This window comes from Mesorhizobium sp. M0938 (assembly GCF_040319125.1).
GTDB classification, from domain to species: domain Bacteria; phylum Pseudomonadota; class Alphaproteobacteria; order Rhizobiales; family Rhizobiaceae; genus Mesorhizobium; species Mesorhizobium robiniae.
In genome coordinates, this window is record NZ_JAMYNS010000009.1 from 202,684 (window position 1) to 219,909 (window position 17,226).

16 protein-coding genes are annotated in these 17,226 nt (G+C 63.1%); 9 read left to right on the top strand and 7 right to left on the bottom strand.

Translation table 11 applies throughout. The features are described 5' to 3' along the window. Nucleotides 1-106 precede the first annotated feature (106 nt). Nucleotides 107-526 (top strand): GFA family protein, encoded by a 420-nt coding sequence (locus NKH73_RS18230; protein ID WP_352934283.1) that lies wholly within the window; start codon nucleotides 107-109, stop codon nucleotides 524-526. A 65-nt stretch (nucleotides 527-591) separates the two neighbouring features. Here NKH73_RS18230 and NKH73_RS18235 read toward each other — a convergent pair whose 3' ends face one another. Continuing rightward, the gene (locus NKH73_RS18235) at nucleotides 592-2,397 is read right to left on the bottom strand and encodes an IlvD/Edd family dehydratase (RefSeq protein WP_352934285.1); all 1,806 of its coding nucleotides are present in this window, start codon (nucleotides 2,395-2,397) and stop codon (nucleotides 592-594) included. 158 nt (nucleotides 2,398-2,555) lie between these two features. Between NKH73_RS18235 and NKH73_RS18240 the strand changes: the two genes are divergently transcribed. Next, complete coding sequence (locus tag NKH73_RS18240; RefSeq protein ID WP_352934287.1) at nucleotides 2,556-3,005, top strand: SRPBCC family protein; 450 nt, start codon at nucleotides 2,556-2,558, stop codon at nucleotides 3,003-3,005. Nucleotides 3,006-3,161: 156 nt separating this feature from the next. Here the strand turns inward: NKH73_RS18240 and NKH73_RS18245 are convergent, their stop codons facing one another. Then, the gene (locus NKH73_RS18245; RefSeq protein WP_352934289.1) at nucleotides 3,162-4,355 is read right to left on the bottom strand and encodes an Mrp/NBP35 family ATP-binding protein; all 1,194 of its coding nucleotides are present in this window, start codon (nucleotides 4,353-4,355) and stop codon (nucleotides 3,162-3,164) included. A 237-nt stretch (nucleotides 4,356-4,592) separates the two neighbouring features. Between NKH73_RS18245 and NKH73_RS18250 the strand changes: the two genes are divergently transcribed. Further along, on the top strand, nucleotides 4,593-4,970 hold the full coding sequence (locus tag NKH73_RS18250; RefSeq protein ID WP_352934291.1) for a VOC family protein: 378 nt from the start codon (nucleotides 4,593-4,595) through the stop codon (nucleotides 4,968-4,970). A 41-nt stretch (nucleotides 4,971-5,011) separates the two neighbouring features. Here the strand turns inward: NKH73_RS18250 and NKH73_RS18255 are convergent, their stop codons facing one another. After that, nucleotides 5,012-6,016, bottom strand: coding sequence for an inorganic phosphate transporter (locus NKH73_RS18255; RefSeq protein ID WP_352934293.1), 1,005 nt, complete (start codon nucleotides 6,014-6,016; stop codon nucleotides 5,012-5,014). A gap of 3 nt (nucleotides 6,017-6,019) precedes the next feature. Next, nucleotides 6,020-6,661 (bottom strand): DUF47 family protein, encoded by a 642-nt coding sequence (locus NKH73_RS18260; protein WP_352934295.1) that lies wholly within the window; start codon nucleotides 6,659-6,661, stop codon nucleotides 6,020-6,022. Nucleotides 6,662-6,827: 166 nt separating this feature from the next. Between NKH73_RS18260 and NKH73_RS18265 the strand changes: the two genes are divergently transcribed. The 6 genes from NKH73_RS18265 (at nucleotide 6,828) to NKH73_RS18290 (ending at nucleotide 13,968) form a co-directional block, all read left to right on the top strand. After that, a complete protein-coding gene (locus NKH73_RS18265; protein ID WP_352934297.1) occupies nucleotides 6,828-7,727 on the top strand; it encodes a LysR family transcriptional regulator in 900 nt (299 codons plus the stop codon). 136 nt (nucleotides 7,728-7,863) lie between these two features. Further along, nucleotides 7,864-8,343: a formate dehydrogenase subunit gamma gene (locus NKH73_RS18270; protein ID WP_352934300.1), complete on the top strand. Its 480-nt coding sequence runs from the start codon at nucleotides 7,864-7,866 to the stop codon at nucleotides 8,341-8,343. Beyond that, on the top strand, nucleotides 8,340-9,899 hold the full coding sequence (locus tag NKH73_RS18275) for a formate dehydrogenase beta subunit (RefSeq protein WP_352934303.1): 1,560 nt from the start codon (nucleotides 8,340-8,342) through the stop codon (nucleotides 9,897-9,899). Before NKH73_RS18270 ends, NKH73_RS18275 begins: the two co-directional genes overlap by 4 nt. Before the next feature lie 12 nt (nucleotides 9,900-9,911). Further along, nucleotides 9,912-12,824 carry a formate dehydrogenase subunit alpha gene (gene fdhF, locus NKH73_RS18280; RefSeq protein ID WP_352934306.1) on the top strand — a complete coding sequence of 971 codons (2,913 nt, stop codon included), beginning with the start codon at nucleotides 9,912-9,914 and terminating at the stop codon, nucleotides 12,822-12,824. A gap of 3 nt (nucleotides 12,825-12,827) precedes the next feature. Beyond that, on the top strand, nucleotides 12,828-13,658 hold the full coding sequence (gene fdhD / locus NKH73_RS18285; RefSeq protein ID WP_352934309.1) for a formate dehydrogenase accessory sulfurtransferase FdhD: 831 nt from the start codon (nucleotides 12,828-12,830) through the stop codon (nucleotides 13,656-13,658). After that, entirely contained in the window at nucleotides 13,648-13,968 is a 321-nt protein-coding gene (locus NKH73_RS18290) for a formate dehydrogenase subunit delta (protein WP_352934312.1), read from the top strand. Before fdhD ends, NKH73_RS18290 begins: the two co-directional genes overlap by 11 nt. A 32-nt stretch (nucleotides 13,969-14,000) precedes the next feature. Here NKH73_RS18290 and NKH73_RS18295 read toward each other — a convergent pair whose 3' ends face one another. From NKH73_RS18295 to NKH73_RS18305, 3 genes are read right to left on the bottom strand one after another with little or no spacing between them, the layout of a single operon-like run. Beyond that, nucleotides 14,001-15,428 (bottom strand): gamma-aminobutyraldehyde dehydrogenase, encoded by a 1,428-nt coding sequence (locus NKH73_RS18295; RefSeq protein WP_352934315.1) that lies wholly within the window; start codon nucleotides 15,426-15,428, stop codon nucleotides 14,001-14,003. Nucleotides 15,429-15,457: 29 nt separating this feature from the next. Further along, on the bottom strand, nucleotides 15,458-16,273 hold the full coding sequence (locus NKH73_RS18300) for an ABC transporter permease (protein WP_352934319.1): 816 nt from the start codon (nucleotides 16,271-16,273) through the stop codon (nucleotides 15,458-15,460). Next, on the bottom strand, nucleotides 16,263-17,213 hold the full coding sequence (locus NKH73_RS18305; protein WP_352934484.1) for an ABC transporter permease: 951 nt from the start codon (nucleotides 17,211-17,213) through the stop codon (nucleotides 16,263-16,265). Before NKH73_RS18305 ends, NKH73_RS18300 begins: the two co-directional genes overlap by 11 nt. Nucleotides 17,214-17,226: the final 13 nt, after the last annotated feature.

Sequence of the window (17,226 nt, forward strand, 5' to 3'; positions counted from 1 at the left end):
ATCGTGGATTTGTAGTGCCCACTTGTCAAGCGTCATCCCTGGCGCAAAGGATGCTCCGGCTCCGACGGGTGGTTTGGCGGGCCAGAACATTTCTGGGAGGAAAACCATGAAAAAGACCTATCACGGCAGTTGCCATTGCGGCGCGGTGCGTTTCGAAGCCGATATCGACCTCGCCGAAGGCATCCGCAAATGCAATTGCAGCTTCTGCTGGAAGCTCGGCTACCGGAAATCCTTCGCAGCCTATGAGGCTGTGCGGGTGACGGATGGCCGCGACCGGATGCGGGAGTACAAGGCGACGCCGTCGAACTGGCCGGAAGGCGACATCAACCACTATATGTGCCCGAACTGCGGCGCCAATTTCCTTTCTCGCGGCTATCTCGACTTCATGGGCGGGAATTTCTGGGCGGTGAACGTCGCCTGTCTCGACGACGCCACCGAAGAGGAACTCGCCGCAGCACCGATCGTCTATGAGGATGGCAAGCACGGCAGGCAGATGGAAGCGCCCGAGGTCACCAGCTATCTATAGGCGCTGCTTGGGCGGCTCTCCCTCTCCCACAAGGGTCCCTTGTGGGAGAAGGAAAGAAGAGGCGTTCAGTGATTGTCCCGCGGCACGCCGCGGGTGTGCGCCACGTCCTGATATTTCACCGCTGGCTTCAGCACCATTCCTTCGGAAAACTGGTCGACCATGCCGCGCTGGATCTCCTGCCATGGTGTCTGGTGCTTGGGGTAGTGATAGCCGCCATTGTTCTGCAGCTCGGCGCGACGGCGCGTGATCTCTTCGTCGGTGACGAGGATGTCGGCGGTGCCCTTGCGCAAATCGATGCGGACGCGGTCTCCGGTCTTCAACAGCGCCAGCCCGCCGCCTATGGCGGCTTCGGGCGAGGCGTTGAGGATCGAGGGCGAGCCCGACGTTCCCGACTGGCGGCCGTCGCCGATGCAGGCCAACGCATGGATGCCCTTCTTGATGAGATGGGCCGGCGGCTGCATGTTGACGACCTCGGCTCCGCCGGGATAGCCGATCGGGCCGGCGCCGCGCATGAACAGGATGGTGTGTTCATCGATGCCTTGCGCCGGATCGTCAATGCGGGCGTGATAGTCCTCCGGTCCGTCGAAGACCATGGCGTTGCCCTCGAAGGCCTCGGGGTCCCTAGGATTCGACAGATAGCGTTCGCGGAATTCGGGCGAGATGCCGCTGGTCTTCATGATCGCCGAATCGAACAGATTGCCTTTGAGATTGATGAAACCGGCGTTGACTTTCAGCGGCTCGGCGACGGTGCGGATGACGTCGAGATTCTCGTTGGCGACCCCACTGCAATTGTCGCCGATCGTCTTGCCGTTGACGGTCACGGCATTGGGATGGGGCAATAGCCCGGCCTTCATCAGTTCGGCCACCACCGCCGGCACGCCACCGGCATGGTGGTAATCCTCGCCGAGATATTCGCCCGACGGCTGCAGGTTGACGATGAGCGGTATGTTGAGGCCGACCTTCTGCCAGTCGTCATTGTCGAGCGGCACGCCGAGATGGCGGGCAATCGCATTGAGATGGATCGGTGCATTGGTCGAGCCGCCGATCGCCGAATTGACGACGATGGCATTCTCGAAGGCCTGCCGGGTCATGATGTCGGACGGCTTCAGGTCCTCATGCACCATGTCGACGATGCGCTTGCCCGTTTCATATGCGATCTGGCCGCGCTCGCGATAGGGCGCCGGAATCGCGGCTGAGCCCGGCAACTGCATGCCAAGCGCCTCGGCCAACGAATTCATGGTGGTGGCGGTGCCCATGGTGTTGCAATAGCCGGTGGACGGCGCCGAGGAGGCGACGATGTCCATGAACTCGTCATAGTCGATCTCGCCGGCCGACAGACGCTGGCGCGATTCCCAGACGATCGTACCCGAGCCGGTGCGCTTGCCCTTGTGCCAACCGTTGAGCATCGGGCCGACCGACAGCGCGATGGCCGGGATGTTGACAGTGGCCGCCGCCATCAGCAGGGCCGGCGTGGTCTTGTCGCAGCCGATGGTGAGCACGACGCCGTCGAGCGGATAACCGTAAAGCACCTCGACCAGGCCGAGATAGGCAAGGTTGCGGTCGAGTGCTGCGGTCGGGCGCTTGCCCGTCTCCTGGATCGGATGGCACGGGAACTCGAAAGGAATGCCGCCCATCGAGACGATGCCTTCGCGTACGCGCTTGGCCAGCTCGATATGATGGCGATTGCAGGGTGACAGATCCGAGCCGGTCTGGGCAATGCCGATCAGCGGCTTGCCCGACATCAGTTCGGCGCGCGTCAGCCCGTAGTTCAGGTAGCGCTCGAGGTAAAGCGCCGTCATCCCCGGATTGTCGGGATTGTCGAACCACTCCTGCGAGCGAAATTTCTTGTTCTGTTTGGGGGCGCCGGCCATCATGGTCTCCGTATTTGTATGACAAATCGATATGACAACGCGCGAGAGCAGGCAAGAGGCACGCGCCATCCGAATCCGGACTTTGGTGCGATAGACATACATCTGGCCCCACGCTAGACGGGATCGGAGTTTGTCGATCTGTTATCCGGGAGATTTTGATGGCTTTGGTGATCGAAGGCGAGGAACGCATCGCCGCACCCCTGCAAAAGGTGTGGGAAGCGCTGAACGACCCGGACGTTCTGAGGCAGACCATTCCGGGCTGCCAAAGCCTTGAAAAGAGGTCGGACACCGAGATGGCGGCGACCGTCGTGCTCAAGATCGGGCCGATCAAGGCAACCTTCAACGGCGAGGTGACGCTGAAGAACCTTAACCCGCCGCATTCCTACACCATCCAGGGCGAAGGCAAAGGGGGCATCGCCGGCTTCGCTAAGGGCGGCGCCGACGTGACGCTGACATCAGACGGGCCGGAGACGACGATCCTGAAATATGCGGCCAAGGCCGATGTCGGCGGCAAGATCGCCCAGCTTGGCAGCCGGCTGATCGAATCGACGTCGAAGAAACTGGCGGGGCAGTTTTTTTCGAGTTTTGGCGAGAAGGTAGGCGGCTGAACCCCTCCCCCTTGAGGGGAGGGTGCCGCGCGAAGCGCGGCGGGTGGGGTCGCCTTAACTGCCCCAACCTATAATTGGATTTACCAAGAAAGGTAGAGCGCGTCGCCACCGACCCCACCCGGCCCTTCGGGCCACCCTCCCCTCAAGGGGGAGGGGTTATTCAAACACGATGCTCGGCACAGCGGCTTCCGCCGCGCCGCGTTCTTCGTTGACCCTGCCCCAGACCTTCGCGGCGATGTCGCGGTAGATCTTCGCCTCGGCGCTATCGGGCTTCGAGACCACCACCGGCGTACCAGCGTCCGAGCTCTCGCGGATGCCCATTTCGAGCGGCACTTCGCCGAGGAAGGTGACGCCGAGACGCTCGGCCTCGCGCCGCGCGCCGCCGTGGCCGAAAATGTCGTAGCGCTTGCCGGTGTCGGGGGCGAGGAAATAGCTCATATTCTCGACGATGCCCAACAGCGGCACATCGACCTTCCTGAACATGTTGAGGCCCTTTCGCGCATCGATCAGGGCCAGATCCTGCGGCGTCGATACGATGACGGCGCCGGCCAGCGGCACCTGCTGGGCCATGGTCAGCTGCGCGTCGCCGGTGCCGGGCGGCATGTCGACGACGAGCACGTCGAGCGGACCCCATTCGACCTCGCGCAGCATCTGCGTCAGCGCTGACATCACCATCGGCCCGCGCCAGATCATCGGCGTCTCCTCGTCGACGAGGAAACCCATCGACATGACCTTCAGGCCGTAATTCTCCATCGGCTTCAGGATCTTGCCGTCGACGGTCTGCGGCCGACCATGGATGTTGAGCAGCCGCGGCATCGACGGGCCGTAGATGTCGGCGTCGAGCACGCCGACCCTCAGGCCGTTGGCGGCGAGGCCAAGCGCGATGTTGACGGCGGTGGTCGACTTGCCGACGCCACCCTTGCCGGAAGCGACCGCGATGATCGCCTCGATGCCGGGCACACCGCGCTTGCCCTGGCTGTGGGAGGCTGGAGCATGCGGAGCCGGGCGTGGCGCGGCAGCAGGTGCTGGCGGCGGCGCGGGCCTGGGGGCTGGTCTTTGCGGAACCGGAGCTTCCATGCCGCCGCCCTTCTTTTCCGCCGTCAGCGCAACCACGGCGCCGGCGACACCGGGGATAGCCTTGACGACCCGCTCGGCGGCGGCGCGCAACGGCTCCATCTCCTGAGCCCGGGCAGCCGGCACGGTGATCGAGAAGAAGACCTTGGCATCGGCAATGAAAATCTCGGAAACCATGCCGAGGTCGACGATGTTGCCGGTGAAGTCCGGTCCGTTGACCGTCTTCAGGCGTTCGATGACGGTTTCCTTGGTGACGTTTTCCTGGACGGCGGGCATCAGCTTTTCCTCTGCTTTTCGCTTCAGATAAGGCAGTTCCCGAACAGAACCAAGCGGCGGAACGACACGCACTGCGGCATACGCCCATAAACTGCATTGGCTTGTAGGGTTTTGCGGGTGCCAAACGTTCTTCAAGGAGACACGCCGATCGGCAAGCTGCGGTCGCCAGAAAACGAAGTGGCCCTATTTTGCTGCACAGCTCTCGGACGTGATCACCGGTAAGGAAAGGAGACCATCATGCTCGCAAACAGCAACGCAACAGCCGATCTCGCGGTGACGGACCTGGTCAGGGCCAAGGCCTTCTATGAAGACATTCTGGGTTTGACGGAGGTCCACAACGAGGGTGGCGAACTGATCGTCTACAAATGCGGCGATACCAGCATCAATGTGTATCGCTCGAAGTTCGCCGGGACCAACAAGGCGACGGCGGTGACCTGGATGGTCGGCGACGAAATCGAAAAGATTGTCGGCGGACTAAGGTCGAAGGGTGTCGTTTTCGAACATTATGACATGCCCCACACCACGATCGAAGGCGACATCCACGTCGGCCACGGCATGAAGGTCGCCTGGTTCAAGGATCCAGACGGCAACATCCTGAACCTTGTGGACAGGTAGATTCGCGCCGCCGCACAATGCGAGTTCGAGCATCGCTCGCGTCACGTCGCCAGGCTGACGGCGAGGTAGGTCAGGGCCGAGATCGCGGCGGTGGCCGGCAGCGTGACAATCCAGGCGATGACGATGTTGCCGGCGATGCCCCAGCGCACGGCCGAGACGCGGCGGGCGGCGCCGACACCGATGATGGCGCCGGTGATCGTATGCGTCGTCGACACCGGAATGCCGAGCCAGGTGGCGGCGAACAGGGTGATCGCGCCGCCGGTCTCGGCACAGAACCCTTGCATCGGGTTCAGCCGGGTGATCTTCGAGCCCATCGTGTGGACGATGCGCCAGCCGCCGAATAGCGTGCCCAGCGCCAGCGCCGCCTGGCAAGTGATGACGACCCATAGCGGCACGTAGAAATTCTCTCCGAGCATGCCTTGCGAATAGAGCAGCACGGCAATGATACCCATGGTTTTCTGTGCGTCGTTGCCGCCATGGCCGAGCGAATAGAGCGAGGCGGAAACGAACTGCATGACGCGGAACGTGCTATCCACGGCGAACGGGGTCTGGCGCACGAACGCCCAGGAAACCGTAAGGATCAAGACAAGCGCCAGCAGAAATCCGGTCGCCGGCGACAGGACGATCGCCGCAATGGTCTTGCCAAGCCCGGCCCAGACGATGGCGCCGCCGCCCGCCTTTGCAACGCCGGCGCCGACCAGTCCGCCGATCAGCGCATGCGAGCTGCTGGAGGGAATGCCGACGAGCCAGGTGACGATATTCCAGACAATGGCACCGACAAGGGCGGCGAATACCACCCCAGGGGTGACGATGCTGGCGTCGATAATCCCCGTTCCCAGGGTCTCGGCAACATGAAGACCGAAGAACAGGAAGGCGATGAAATTGAAGAAGGCCGCCCATAGCACCGCATAGTGCGGCCTCAGCACCCGCGTGGAGACGATGGTGGCGATGGAGTTGGCGGCATCGTGCAGGCCGTTGAGAAAATCGAAGAACAGCGCAACGGCGATGAGCCCGACCAACACGGGAAAGGCGATGGCGGCTTCCATTGGCTAAACGTTCTCGATGACGATGCCGCTGATCTCGTTGGCGACGTCCTCGAAACGGTCGACCACTTTTTCCAGCTCGCCATAGATCTCACTGCCGATGAGGTAGGCCATCGGGTCGCTGCGGCCGTGCCTCTTGAACAGGTCCTTCAGGCCCTGCTCGTGCAGATCGTCGGCCCGGCCTTCCGCGCGCATGACCTCTTCGGCGATCGCATTGAGGCGCACGCTGTGGGCGCCTACCTTGCTGAGCAATGGGATGGCTTCGGCGACCAGCTTGGCTGCAATGACGATGATGCCGCCCATTTCCTGCATCAGCGGGTCGAATTCCTTCTTCTCGAACAGCTTCACCGTTTTGACGGTTTTGTGCATCATGTCGATGGCGTCATCCATCGACTGGATCAGGTCCTTGATGTCCCCGCGATCGAAAGGCGTGATGAACGAGCGCCGCACGGAAAGCAGGACTTCCGCGGTGATGTGATCGGCCTGGTCTTCAAGATCGACGATCCTCTGGCACCAGCGATCGATGTCCTTGCCCTGGAGAAGCTGTTCGAGCGCCTCGGCGCCATCGACCACGGTACGGGAGTGTTGCTCGAAAAGATCGAAGAAGCGATCTTCGCGCGGCAGCAGCTTGCGGAACCAGCTTAGCATGTTCGATCTCCCGTGCCCCACGACCTCGCCCCATCCACATAGCGCCGCACACCGCTGCGGGAAATAGTAAGCCGGCTGAAAGATGTGGACGCTGCCGATTGCACATGCAGCTTGCGGCGGAACGCAATTTCCCCGACCTTGGCGCTGGGCCCACCGGACAGATGGCATGATCGACAAGCTGGAATTCTTCATCGCGCTGGCCAGGGAAGAGCATTTCGGTCGGGCGGCGGAGGTGTGCGGCGTCACCCAGCCGACGCTTTCGGCAGGGATCAAGCAACTGGAGGGCCAGCTCGGCGTGATGCTGGTTCTGCGTGGATCGCGCTTCCAGGGGCTGACGCCGGAGGGCGAACAGGTGCTGGTGTGGGCGCGCCGCATCGTCGGCGATAGCAGGACCATGCGCGAGGAGATGCGGGCGGCGCGCCACGGACTTTCGGGGCGCATCCGCATCGCCGCCATCCCAACGGCGCTGGCCATGGTAGCGCGGCTGACGACGCCCTTTCGGGCAAAACATCCCGGCGTCACCTTCTCGGTACTGTCGCGCACCTCGATCGAGGTGCTGTCGCTGCTCGGCAATTTCGACATCGACGCCGGCATCACCTATCTCGACAACGAGCCGCTGGGGCGGGTGACCAGCGTGCCGCTTTATGACGAGCGTTACCAACTGATCACCGCGGTCGGAAACCCCTATTCCGACCGCGACAAAGTGACATGGGCGGAGCTCAGCCAGCTGCCGCTCTGCCTGTTGACGCCGGACATGCAGAACCGCCGCATCATCGACCAGCATCTGGCCGAGGCTGGCACGCAGGTGCGGCCGACGCTCGAATCCAATTCTATGATCGTGCTGTTCTCCCATATCCGTACCGGCAAATGGTCGTCGATCATGCCGCTCAACCTCTCGGAAACGTTCGGCTTTTCCGAGCCGATCCGGGCCATTCCGATCGTCGAGCCGGACGCCAGCCACACCGTCGGGCTGGTGGCGACGCCGCGCGAGCCGCACACGCCGCTGGTCTCGGCGTTGCTGGACGAGGCGATGGCGCTGGCAGACGATTTCCGCTCCCGCAATTGAGCTAGAGATTGCAGGCTGAACGAGGTCGATAGAAAACTCCTATCGAGCAACGGATCAGCTTTATTGATCTGGCGGGTTTCCTCTGATTTCCTAAATACTTAGCGGAAGATCGCTACGACACCAGGGAGGGCGCTGCATGACGATGCAGCCTGCAAGTACCGAGATCGCGTCGCGCACGGCGGCGATCGTCCAGGAGTTGAAGGGCCTCGAAGGCCCGCTGCTGCCGATCCTCCATGGCATCCAGGAAGAGTTCGGCCACGTGCCGCAGGACGCGCTGCCGGTAATCGCCGAGGCGCTGAACATCACCAAGGCGGAGGTGCACGGCGTCGTCAGCTTCTATCATGACTACCGCAGCCACCCGGCTGGCCGGCACGTACTCAAAGTCTGCCAGGCGGAAGCCTGTCAGTCGATGGGCTCGGATTTGATCGCCGCCAAGCTCAAGCAATTGCTGGGCATCGGTTTTCACGAGACAACCCGCGACGGTTCGGTGACGCTGGAACCGGTCTATTGCCTCGGCCTTTGCGCCTGCGCGCCGTCAGCGATGCTGGACGGCGAGGTGATCGGCCGGCTCAACGACGAAAAACTCGACGAGATCGTTGCCGAGGTGCGTTCATGATCCCGCGCATCTACATTCCCGGCGATTCCGGCGCACTGGCGCTCGGTGCGGAAAAGGTCGCCAAGGCGATTGAGAAGGAATTGGCCGATCGCGGCATCGAGGCCAAGATCGTGCGCAATGGTTCGCGCGGCGCCTATTTTCTCGAGCCGATGGTCGAAGTGGCAACAGCAGACAAGGGCCGCGTCGCCTATGGGCCGGTGAAGCCGTCCGACGTCAAAGGCCTGTTCGACAGCGGCTTTCTCACCGGCGGCCACCACAAGCGCTGGCTGGGTGCGCCCGACAAGATCCCGTTCCTGGCCAAGCAGACGCGGCTGACCTTTGCGCGTTGCGGTGTCATCAACCCGCTGTCACTCGATCACTACAAGGCGCATGGCGGGCTGAAGGGCTTGCAGAACGCCGTGGCACTAACGCCTGCCGACATCGTCAAGCAGGTTACGGAATCGGGCCTGCGCGGGCGCGGCGGCGCCGGTTTTCCGACCGGCATCAAATGGAAGACGGTGCTCGATACCACGGCCGACCGCAAATACATCGTCTGCAATGCCGACGAGGGCGATTCGGGCACGTTCGCCGACCGTATGATCATGGAAGGCGACCCGTTCGTGCTGATCGAAGGCATGACCATCGCCGGCATCGCAACGGGCGCCAGCAAGGGCTTCATCTATATACGCTCGGAATATCCACACGCAGTAGCGGTCATGCAGAAAGCCGTCGAGATCGCCCGCAAGGCCTTCGTGCTCGGCGTCAACGTGCTGGGCTCGCCCAACGCCTTCGACATGGAAGTCCGCGTCGGCGCCGGCGCTTATGTCTGCGGCGAGGAGACCTCGCTGCTCGACAGCCTCGAAGGCAAGCGCGGGCAAGTGCGGGCCAAGCCGCCGCTGCCGGCGCACAAGGGCCTGTTCGGCAAACCGACGGTGATCAACAACGTCATCTCGCTGGCTTCGGTGCCCGTCATCATGGATAGGGGTGCTGCCTTCTACAAGGATTTCGGCATGGGCCGTTCGCGCGGCACCATCCCGATCCAGATCGCCGGCAACGTCAGATATCCCGGTCTCTATGAGGCTGCGTTCGGCATGACGCTGGGCGAGATCGTCGACGAGATCGGCGGTGGCACCGCGACAGGACGTCCGGTCAAGGCCGTACAGGTCGGCGGCCCTCTCGGCGCCTATTTCCCGCGCACGCTGTTCGATACACCGTTCGACTACGAGGCGTTTGCCGCCAAGGACGGGTTGATCGGCCATGCCGGTATCGTCGTTTTCGACGACAGCGCCGACATGCTGAAGCAGGCGCGCTTCGCCATGGAATTCTGCAGCATCGAAAGCTGTGGCAAGTGCACGCCCTGCCGCATCGGCTCGACGCGCGGCGTCGAGGTGCTGGACCGGCTCGCCCAGAACATCGAACCCGATAAGCAGATTGCCCTGGTCACCGACCTCTGCAACACGATGAAGTTCGGCTCCCTTTGCGCTCTGGGCGGCTTCACCCCATATCCAGTAATGAGTGCACTCAACCATTTCCCCGACGACTTTCGGCCGACGCCGGTCGCCGAAGCAGCGGAATAGGAGCGGACAGCCATGAACGCGGCATTCGACATCAAATCGCTGGTCCAGGAAATCGACTACGGCACACCCGCTTCGGAAGCGGAACAGCAAGTGACCCTGACGGTCGACGGCAAGTCCGTGACCGTTCCGGCAGGTACCTCTATCATGCGCGCTTCGATGGAAGCAGGCGTCGAAATCCCGAAACTCTGCGCAACCGACATGCTGGACTCCTTCGGCTCCTGCCGGATCTGCCTGGTCGAGATCGATGGACGCGGCGGCACGCCAGCCTCCTGCACGACACCTGTCGGCGAAGGCATGATCGTGCACACGCAGACCGACCGCCTCAACGCCATCCGCCGCGGCGTGATGGAACTCTATGTCTCCGACCACCCGATCGGCTGGAACGAGAAGGCCGGCACAGGCGCCAGCGAGTTCGACAAGGTCGCCAACACGGTCGGCCTGACCGAGAACCGCTATGGCGTGGACGGCCGCAACCACGTCAAGCAGGAGAATGGGGTCGCGCCCGGCCATGGTTCGCTGGCTGTCGACTACATCGCCCGCGATGAATCCAATCCCTATTTCACCTATGATCCGGCGCAATGCATCGTCTGCTCGCGTTGCGTGCGGGCTTGCGAGGAGGTGCAAGGCACCTTCGCGTTGACCATCGAGGGCCGCGGTTTCGAATCGCGCATGGTCGCCGGCATGCACGAGGAATTCATCGCCTCCGAATGCGTATCTTGCGGCGCCTGCGTGCAGGCCTGCCCGACCGATGCGCTGCGCGAGAAATCGGTCCTTGCCAAGGGCCTGCCGGAGCGCTCGGCCGTCACCACCTGCGCTTATTGCGGCGTCGGCTGTTCGTTCAAGGCCGAGGTCAAGGGCGACGAGGTCATTCGCATGCTGCCCTACAAGGAGGGCAAGGCGAACCACGGCCACTCCTGCGTCAAAGGCCGTTTCGCCTATGGCTACGCCACCCACAAGGACCGCATCCTGTCGCCAATGATCCGGGAAAAGATCACCGATCCCTGGCGCGAGGTGAGCTGGGAAGAGGCGATTGCGCATACGGCCAAGGAGTTCCGCCGCATCCAGTATCAGTACGGACGCACCGCGATCGGTGGCATCACTTCCTCGCGCTGCACGAACGAGGAGACCTATCTCGTCCAGAAGCTGGTGCGGCAAGGCTTCCGCAACAACAATGTCGACACCTGTGCGCGCGTCTGCCATTCGCCGACCGGCTATGGGCTCGGCCAGACCTATGGCACCTCGGCCGGCACGCAGGATTTCGACTCCGTCGAATTCACCGACGTGGCCGTGGTCATCGGCGCCAATCCGGTTTCGGCCCATCCGGTGTTCGCCTCGCGGCTGAAGAAGCGGCTGCGCCAGGGCGCCAAGCTGATCGTACTGGACCCTCGTCGCACCGAGATGGTCAAGTCGGCGCACGTCGAAGCGGCCTATCACCTGCCGCTGAAGCCCGGCACCAATGTGGCGGTGCTGACGGCGCTGGCGCATGTCGTCGTCACCGAAGGTCTTTTCGACGAAGCCTTCATCCGCGAACGTTGCGACTGGGCGGAGTTCCAGGACTGGGCTTCTTTCGTCGCCTTGCCGGAAAACAGCCCCGAAACCGTCGGCAAACTGTCCGGCGTCGATCCCGAACTGATCCGGGGTGCGGCGCGTCTCTACGCCACCGGCGGCAACGGCGCGATCTACTACGGCCTCGGCGTCACGGAACACAGCCAGGGTTCGACCACTGTCATGGCGATCGCCAACCTCGCCATGGCCACCGGCAATATCGGCCGGCCGGGCGTTGGCGTGAACCCGCTGCGCGGCCAGAACAATGTGCAGGGCTCGTGCGACATGGGCTCCTTCCCGCACGAGCTGCCCGGTTATCGCCATATCTCCGGCGAAGCCGTGCGCGACATCTATGAAAGCCTGTGGGGCGTGAAGCTGGACGACGAACCGGGCCTGCGCATTCCCAACATGCTGGATGCCGCCGTCGACGGTAGCTTCAAGGGCATCTACATCCAGGGCGAGGACATCCTGCAGTCCGATCCCGATACCAAGCATGTCGCCGCCGGCCTCGCCGCGATGGAATGCGTCGTCGTGCACGACCTTTTCCTCAACGAGACCGCGAATTACGCGCATGTTTTCCTGCCGGGCTCGACCTTCCTCGAGAAGGACGGCACTTTCACCAATGCCGAGCGCCGCATCAACATGGTGCGCAAGGTTCTGGAGCCGAAGGCCCGCTACGCCGACTGGGAGGCGACGCAGGAGCTTGCCCGTGCGGTCGGGCTGGACTGGAACTATCAGCATCCTTCCGAAATCATGGACGAGATCGCCAAGACGACACCGAGCTTCGCCAACGTCTCCTTCGAACTGCTCGACCGTGTCGGATCGGTGCAGTGGCCCTGCAACGAGAAGGCGCCGCTCGGCACCCCGATCATGCATATCGATGGTTTCGTGCGCGGCAAGGGCAAGTTCATCCGCACCGAATATGTGGCGACGGACGAAAGGACCGGGCCGCGCTTCCCGCTGCTGCTCACCACCGGCCGGATTCTGTCGCAGTACAATGTCGGGGCGCAGACCAGGCGTACCGAAAATGTGATGTGGCATGCCGAAGACCGGTTGGAGATCCACCCGCACGATGCCGAGAACCGCGGCATACGCGACGGCGACTGGGTGCGGATGGCGAGCCGCTCCGGCGAGACGACGCTGCGCGCGCTGATCACCGACCGGGTGTCGCCGGGCGTCGTCTACACGACCTTCCACCACCCCGACACGCAGGCCAACGTGATCACCACCGACTTCTCGGACTGGGCGACCAACTGTCCGGAATACAAAGTCACTGCCGTGCAGGTGGCACCGTCCAACGGCCCGACCGAGTGGCAGAGGGATTATAACGAGCAGGCTCGCCAGAGCCGGCGCATCGCCCCGCTGGAAGCGGCGGAGTAGTCCTTGGCCGCGCGCCGCAAAGCGACGACGCAGATATCGCGGCTGGCGCATCGCGCCAGCGGCACGACGGCCGCGAACCGCATGGTGCCGGAGGAGACCCCGGTGGCGTTCTCCTTTGCCGGAACCACCCATGCGGTGATGATGGCGAGCCCCGCCGATTTCGAGGATTTCGCGCTCGGCTTCTCGCTGACCGAAGGCATCATTGCCACGCCCGAGGAGATCGAGGCCATCGAAGTCGAAAATCTTGGCGCGGGTATCGACATACAGATCCGGCTGAGGGACCAGGCCAATACCCGCTTCCAGGCGCGGCGGCGCAGACTTGCCGGTCCGGTCGGCTGCGGGCTGTGTGGCATCGAGTCGATCGAGGAAGCGATGCGGTCGGTGGATGCGGTTGGTTCGTCGAAGCTCACACTTGATGCCGACGACATCGTCCGCTCGGTCAAGCTCTTGTCGAAGGTGCAACCGCTGCACGCCGAGACCGGGGCGGTTCATGCCGCGGGTTTTTATGTGCCGGGCAAGGGCATCGTCATGGCGCGCGAGGATGTCGGCCGCCACAATGCGCTGGACAAGCTGGCCGGCGCGCTGGCCAAGGCCGGCATAAACGGCGCCGCCGGCGCTGTCGTGGTGACGTCGCGCGTTTCGGTCGAGATGGTGCAGAAGACGGCGGCGATCGGCGCGGCGTTCATCATCGCCGTCTCGGCGCCGACCGCGCTAGCCATCCGCACAGCGGAAGCCGCCGGGATGACGCTGGTGGCGTTGGTGCGCGGCGACGATTTTGATATTTTCACCCACCCTGACCGGGTGGCTGCTGGAGTTGCCAAGCATGTCGCATGACGAAGAACACATCATGAGCACCGGGGAAAAGCTGGTGCGTATGGCCAACCAGATCGCCGATTTTTTCCATTCCAAGCCGCGCGACGAAGGTATCGCCGGCGTTGCCGAGCACATCAACAAGTTCTGGGAGCCGAGGATGCGGCGGCAGCTGTTCGAGATGCTGGACGGCGGCGGTGAAGGCTTCAACGAACTCGTGGTGGCTGCTTCCGCCAAAATCAAGCGGCCCAAGACGCCAGAACAGTCCGATATGAGCATCGGTTACACCGGGCGTGGGCCTGCGCAGGCCGAGAGCGCCGCTCCGCAGAAATAGCCCGACAACCGCCTCCCCAGAGGTAAGAAGCGCTAGCCGTGTGCCACCATCACATGCCGCACGGCGGTATAATCCTCCAGGGCATAGAGCGACATGTCCTTGCCGTAGCCGGACTGTTTCAGCCCGCCATGCGGCATCTCGTTGGTCAGCATGAAATGGGTGTTGATCCAGGTGCAGCCATATTGCAACCGAGCGGCTGTCGCCATGGCGCGCGAGACATCCTTGGTCCACACAGAGGACGCGAGGCCATAGTCGCTGTCATTGGCCCAGTTCACTGCCTCGTCCACCTCGGAAAAGCGAGTGACCGAGACGACCGGCCCGAACACTTCGCGGCGCACGATCTCGTCTTCCTGCAAGGCGCCGGCGACGACCGTCGGCTGATAAAAGAAGCCGGAGCCCTCGCCCGGCTTGCCGCCGGTGGTGATCTCGATGTGCTTCAGCTCCGAGGCGCGTTCGACGAAGCTCGAAACGCGGTCGCGCTGGCGGCGTGAGATGAGCGGCCCGATCTCGTTCTCGGTGTCGTCGGGGCGGTCGTATTTGATGGTCGAGACGGCCGAGGAAAGGTCGGCGACAAGCTTGTCGTAGATCTTCTTGCCGGCATAGATGCGACAGGCGGCTGTGCAATCCTGGCCGGCATTGTAATAGCCGAAGGCGCGCAGGCCGTTGATCACCGCGCCGAGGTCGGCGTCATCGAAGACGATGACCGGCGCCTTGCCGCCGAGTTCGAGATGCGTGCGCTTGACCGACTTGGCGGCCGCCTGCAGCACCTTCTTGCCGGTGGCGACGTCGCCGGTGATTGAGATCATATTGATTTTCGGGTGGTTGATCAGCGTGTTACCAACGCTGTCGCCTCGGCCGAGCACGACGTTGACGACGCCTTCCGGTAGGATCTCGGCAAGGATCTTCGCCAGTTTCAGCGCGGTCAGCGGCGTCTGCTCCGACGGTTTGAAGACCACCGTGTTGCCGCCGGCAATCGCCGGGGCCAGCTTCCAGGCCATCATCATCAGCGGATAGTTCCACGGTGCGATCGAGGCAACAACGCCGATGGCATCGCGCCGGACCATCGAAGTGTGGCCGGGGATGTATTCGCCGGCGACCTGACCGGGCATTGACCGAACAGCACCGGCGAAGAAGCGGTAGCAATCGACGATCGCCGGGATTTCGTCGTTGAGCACGGCATTGATCGGCTTGCCGCAATTGAGCGCCTCGAGGTCGGCGAAATCCTTCGCATCGGCTTCGATGCGGTCGGCGATCTTCAAGAGATAGCTCGCGCGCTGCGCCGGCGTGGTGCGCGACCAGGTGAGGAAGGCCTTTTCGGCCGCAAGCACCGCCGCCTCGATCTGCGCCTGGCTGGCTTCAGGCAGGTTGAGAATGGTCGCGCCGGTCTTCGGGTTGAGGATCGGTTCTTCGGTTTCGGTGCCCTTCTCGAATTTCGAGCCGATCAGCATCTTTGTGTCCATGGAAGTCTCTCCCTTATGGATTCTTGACGTCATTTGCCCGAACCGGCGATCTGGTCGCCGTCGCGGGTCAGGTAATAGGCGGCGAGGATGGGCAGCAGCGTCACCAGCACGACAACCATGGCCACGACATTGGTGACCGGGCGCTGGCGCGGACGGATCAGTTCCTCCAGCATCCAGATCGGCAGCGTCTGCTGCTGGCCGGCGGTGAAGGTGGTGACGATGACCTCGTCGAATGACAGGGCGAAGGCCAGCATGCCGCCGGCGAGCAGGGCGGTGGCGATGTTGGGCAGCACGACATGGCGGAACGTTTGGAAGCCGTCGGCGCCAAGGTCCATCGAGGCCTCGATCATCGAGCCGGAGGTGCGGCGGAAGCGGGCGACGGCGTTGTTGTAGACGACGACGACGCAGAAGGTGGCGTGGCCGAGCACGATCGTCCAGAACGAGAACGGAATCTCGGCCAGCGAAAAGGCCGAACGCAACGCGATGCCGGTGATGATGCCGGGCAGTGCGATGGGCAGGATGACCAGCAGCGAGATGGTTTCGCGGCCAAAGAACCGCGTTCGCGACACGGCCGCGGCGCACAGCGTGCCGAGGACCAGCGCGACGACGGTCGAGATGGCAGCGACCCGGACTGACAGCGACAGCGCTTGCCAAACGTCCGGGCGGTTCCAGGTGACGGCGAACCACTGCGTCGTTAGCCCCGGCGGCGGCCAGACGAAGCTCTTTTCCTCGGTCGTGAAGGCATAGATAAAGATCAGGAAGATCGGCAGATGCAGGAACAGCAACCCGCAGGCGGCGGCGACCTTCAGGCCGATAGGCGCGGGATGTGAGCCATCAGAGCGCATCGAAAGCTCCCATGCGCTTGGCGCCCCAGAGGTAGAAGCCCATGATAACGATGGGCACCACGGTGAAGGCGGCGGCGAGAGGGATGTTGCCGGCGGTGCCCTGCTGCGAATAGACGGCCTGCCCGATGAACAGCCGCGAGGTGCCGATGATCTGCGGGATGATGTAATCGCCCAATGTCAGCGAGAAGGTGAAGATCGAGCCGGCGACGATGCCCGGCAGAGCCAGCGGGAACAGCACGTTGCGGAAGGTCTGGCCGGGCGAAGCGCCAAGATCGGACGAGGCCTCGACCAGATTGCCCGGCACGCGTTCGAGTGCCGCCTGCACCGGCAGGATCATGAAGGGCAGCCAGACGTAAACGAAGACGATGAAGGTGCCGGTGGATGACACCGACAGAGAATTGCCACCGACGATCGGCAGCGACAGCCAGCCATCAACAAGCCATAGAAGATGCAGCTTGGCGAGCAGCCAGGTCAGGATGCCTTCCTTGGCGAGAATGAGCTTCCAGGCGTAGATCTTGACCAGATAGCTCGACCACAGCGGCAGCATGACGCCGAGATAGAACAGCGCCTTCCAGCGGCCGCGCGCATAGCGCGCCGCGTAATAGGCGATGGGGAAGGCGATCACCGCGGAGGCGAGCGTGACCAGGGCTGCCATCGTCACCGTGCGCAGGATGATGTCGAGATTGGCGGCCTGCAGCAGGTCGCCATAGGTCTTCAGCGTGAATTCGCGGTTGATGAGGCCAGAGAATTCGTCGATCGAGAAAAAACTCTGCAAGAGCAGCGCGAACAGCGATCCGATATAGACGATACCGAGCCATAGCACCGGCGGCAGCAGCATCAAGAGCAGCAGGACCCTCGGCTTGCGCCAGAACAGGTCCGACAACGCGCCGCGCAAGCCGCCGCTTCCCGGCAGGATGGCGGGGGGCGTAGCACGCGGCATGGCGACGTCGAGG